This window comes from Streptomyces sp. ME19-01-6, assembly GCF_033793745.1.
GTDB lineage: Bacteria > Actinomycetota > Actinomycetes > Streptomycetales > Streptomycetaceae > Streptomyces.
Window position 1 is genome coordinate 1 of the sequence record NZ_JARAXF010000087.1, and the last position, 3,815, is coordinate 3,815.

The 3,815-nt window shown below is 75.2% G+C and carries 1 protein-coding gene; it reads left to right on the forward strand.

The genetic code is table 11. The features are described 5' to 3' along the window. Window positions 1–3,815, forward strand: a 3,815-nt coding sequence (locus tag PV419_RS52675; protein WP_319701212.1) for an SDR family NAD(P)-dependent oxidoreductase, incomplete at both ends; no start/stop codon positions are given.

The following is a 3,815-nucleotide window of genomic DNA, read 5'->3' on the forward strand; positions in this document are numbered from 1 at the left end:
GCGCTGCGGGGGCAGGCCCGGCGGCTGCGGGAGTTTGTCGCGGACCGCGAAGGGCTCACGGATGTCGCCCGCGCGCTGGTGACCGAGCGTGCGGTGTTCCAGCGCCGCGCCGTGATCGTGGCCGAGGACCGCGAACAGCTCGTACGCGGCCTGGACGCGCTGTCGGCCGGGGCGCCGGCCCCCCAGCTGGTGGAGAGCCTGACGGAGCGACGCGACACTGACGAAGCCATGATGGCGGTGCTGTTCACGGGCCAGGGGTCGCAGCGCGTCGGCATGGGGCGTGAGTTGTATGCGACGTTTCCCGTGTTCGCAGCCGCCTTCGATGCCGTATGCGCGGAGCTCACGACGGCGGGCGGCCCCGACGTACGGAAGCTGCTCTTCGCGGACGACGCGTCCGCACCCGAGCGGTGCGCGCGCACCGAGTTCGCGCAGCCCGCGCTGTTTGCGCTGGAGGTCGCGCTGTACCGGCTGGTGGAGACCTCGGGGGTCAGGCCCCGGTTTCTGCTCGGACACTCGGTGGGAGAGCTGGCGGCCGCACATGTGGCCGGCGTGCTGTCGCTGCCGGACGCGGCACGGCTGGTCGTCTCCCGGGGCAGGCTGATGCAGGCGCTTCCCGCGGGCGGGGCCATGGTGGCGGTGGAGATCTCGGAGCGGGAGGCACGGCAACTGCTGGCGGCGGCGGAAACCGGCTCTCCCGGGACGGCCAGGGTGGGCCTGGCGGCGGTCAACGGCCCCCGGTCGGTGGTGCTGTCAGGGGACGAGGACGCCGTGGGGGAGCTGGCCGGGCGGTGCGCGGAGCGCGGCCACCGCACGCGGCGGCTGAGGGTGAGCCACGCCTTCCACTCGCCCCGCATGGACGAGATGCTGGAGGAGTTCCGCCAGGAGGCGGAGCGCATGACGTACCACCCCGCGCGCATCCCGGTCGTGTCGAACGTGACCGGCGCTCCGCTGCCCGCCGAGGAGTTCGCCACGCCGGATTACTGGGTGCGGCACGCCCGGGCAGCGGTGCGTTTCGGCGACGGGGTGGCGTGGCTGCGGGACCAGGGTGTACGTGCCTTTCTGGAGCTCGGCCCGGATGGCACACTCTGTGGCCTGGTCCAGGACGCCTTCGCCGCCGAAGAGCCCGGAGCCGATACCGAGGACGCCGTCCTGGCCCCGGCCCTGCGGTCCGACCGCGGCGAGAACCAGACCCTGCTCGCCGCTCTCGCGCGGCTCTTCGTGTCCGGGGTGGAGGTGGACTGGTCCCGGGCGATGGGGTGGGCGGCCGGCGTGCGTGGCGGCGTGCAGCTGCCGACCTATGCCTTCGAACGGAAGCGTTACTGGCTGGAGTCGGCCGGGCCCGGCGGGTCCGGGGCGGGAGGTGGTGAGGGGCCGCTGTGGGAGGCGGTGGAGCGGGGCGATGTCCCGCGCGTGGGTGCGCTGCTGGGGGTGGACGAGGGGGCCTGCCTCGGGACGCTGGTGCCCGCGCTGGGGGCTTGGTGGCGAGGGTGCCGCGACCGTGGCGTGGTGGACGGGTGGCGCTATCGGGAGGTGTGGCGATCGGCCGGCGACGGTGGCCCGGGGGCGCCGACGGGACGTTGGCTGGTGGTCGCTGCCGATGGGGCGGACGGATCGCCCGTCGTGGCGGAGTTGGAGCGGTCCGGGGTCCGGGCGACCCTCCACGCGGCCGCCGAGGGGGGCGTGGAGCGTGAGGCGCTGGCGGAGTGGCTGCGGGCCGAGTCGGAGTCCGCGCCGGAGGTGGACGGTGTGGTGTTGCTGCTGGCGGGCGGCGGCCGGGGCGCGGGGGCGCTGCTCCTGGCGTGGTTCCAGGCCCTGGGCGAGCTCGAAGTGGCGGCTCGGCTGTGGTGTGTTACCCGCGGCGCCGTGTCGGTGGGCGGCGGGGATGAGGTGGTGTCGCCCGGACTGGGCCAGGTGTGGGGGCTGGGACGGGTGGCGGCCCTCGAGGCTCCCGAGGTGTGGGGCGGACTGGTCGACGTTCCGGAGCCGCTGGACGCGCGGGCGGCGCGGAGTCTGGTGCGGGTGGTGGCGGGGCCCGAGCGGGAGTGCGCGGTGCGGGCGTCCGGGGTGTTCGTTCGCCGATTGCAGCGGGCCCCGCTGGCCGGGGCAGAGCCGGGGCGTCAGTGGCGGCCCCACGGCACGGTGCTGATCACCGGCGGTACGGGCGGGCTGGGCGCGCACGTGGCTCGGTGGCTGGCCGGCCGCGGCCCCGTGCATCTGCTGCTGCTGAGTCGGCGCGGCGAGGCGGCCGAAGGCGCCGCGGGGCTCCGGGACGAGCTGACCGGGCTGGGGGCCCGGGTGACTGTGGCGGCGTGCGATGTGGCCGATCGCGCCGCGCTGGCGCGGATCCTGGCGGGGGTGCCGGAGGACGCCCCGCTGACGGCGGTGGTGCACGCGGCGGGCGCGCTGGACGACGCCGTCCTGGCGACGCTGACCCCGGAGCGGCTGGAGGCGGCGCGGCAGGCCAAGGCGGTCGGGGCGTGGCAGCTGCACGAGTTGACGCACGGCGCCGACCTGGCGGCCTTCGTTGTGTTCTCCTCGGCGGCGGCGACGTTCGGCTCGGCGGGGCAGGGCGGCTACGCCGCGGCGAACGCCGAAGTGGACGCGTTGATCCGGCATCGGCGCGGCCTCGGGCTGCCGGGCCTCTCGGTGGCGTGGGGGGCCTGGGCCGGCGGCGGAATGGCGGACGCCGCCTCGGACGCCGGGCGGTTGCGCCGCCACGGGATGGCGGCGATGGACCCCCGGCTGGCTTTGACGGCGCTCGGGCAGGCGCTGGAGCACGACGAGACCTGTCTGACCGTCGCGGACATCGACTGGCGGGCCTTCGTCGACAACGCCCCCGCCGCTGGACTCGATCCCCTGATCGGCGGCATCCCCGAAGCCCGGGAGGCTTGGGAGGCCGCGGGCCGCGGCGACGCCGAGGCCGCCGGAACGCTCCGGGCTCGGCTGGCCGGGCTGACGGCGGACGAGCAGCGGCGCGCGGTGGTCGAGCTGGTCCGTACGCACGCGGCCACCGTGCTCGGCCACCTCGGCCCGGCGGCCGTGCCGCCGGAGCGCGCCTTCCGCGAGCTGGGTTTCGACTCGCTGACCGCCGTGGAGCTGCGCAACCGGATCAACGCCGCCACCGGCCTGAGGCTGCCCGCCACCGCGGTGTTCGATTACCCCCACCCGGCCGCGCTCGCTCGCCACGCGTGGGAGCAGCTGTTCGGCGTCGCCGGAACGGCCGATGCGCCGTCCTCCGCCGACCTGCGGCCCATCGCGACGGACGAGCCGATCGCCGTGGTGGGGATGGCGTGCCGCTTCCCCGGTGGCGTCCGCTCCGCGGAGGAGTTCTGGGAGCTGCTCGCCCAGGGCAGGGATGCGATCGCGGGATTCCCGATGGACCGGGGCTGGGACGTGGCGGCGCGGTACGACCTCGATCCGGAGCGCCCCGGCACCTCGTACGCGCGGGCGGGTGGTTTCCTCTACGACGCGGCGGCCTTCGACGCGGGGTTCTTCGGGATCAGCCCGCGCGAGGCGCTGGCGATGGACCCGCAGCAGCGGCTGCTGTTGGAGACCGCCTGGGAGACCTTCGAAAAGGCCGGCCTCGACCCCGCCGACCTGCGGGGCAGCCGCACCGGCGCCTTCGTGGGCATGGCCCAGCAGGACTACGCGGACCTGTTGCGGCACTCCGGCGAGGACCTTGAGGGCTATGCGATGACCGGCGTCTCGGGCAGCGCGCTGTCGGGTCGGTTGGCGTACACCTTTGGTTTTGAGGGTCCTGCGGTGACGGTGGACACGGCGTGTTCGTCGTCGTTGGTGGCGTTGCATCTGGCGTG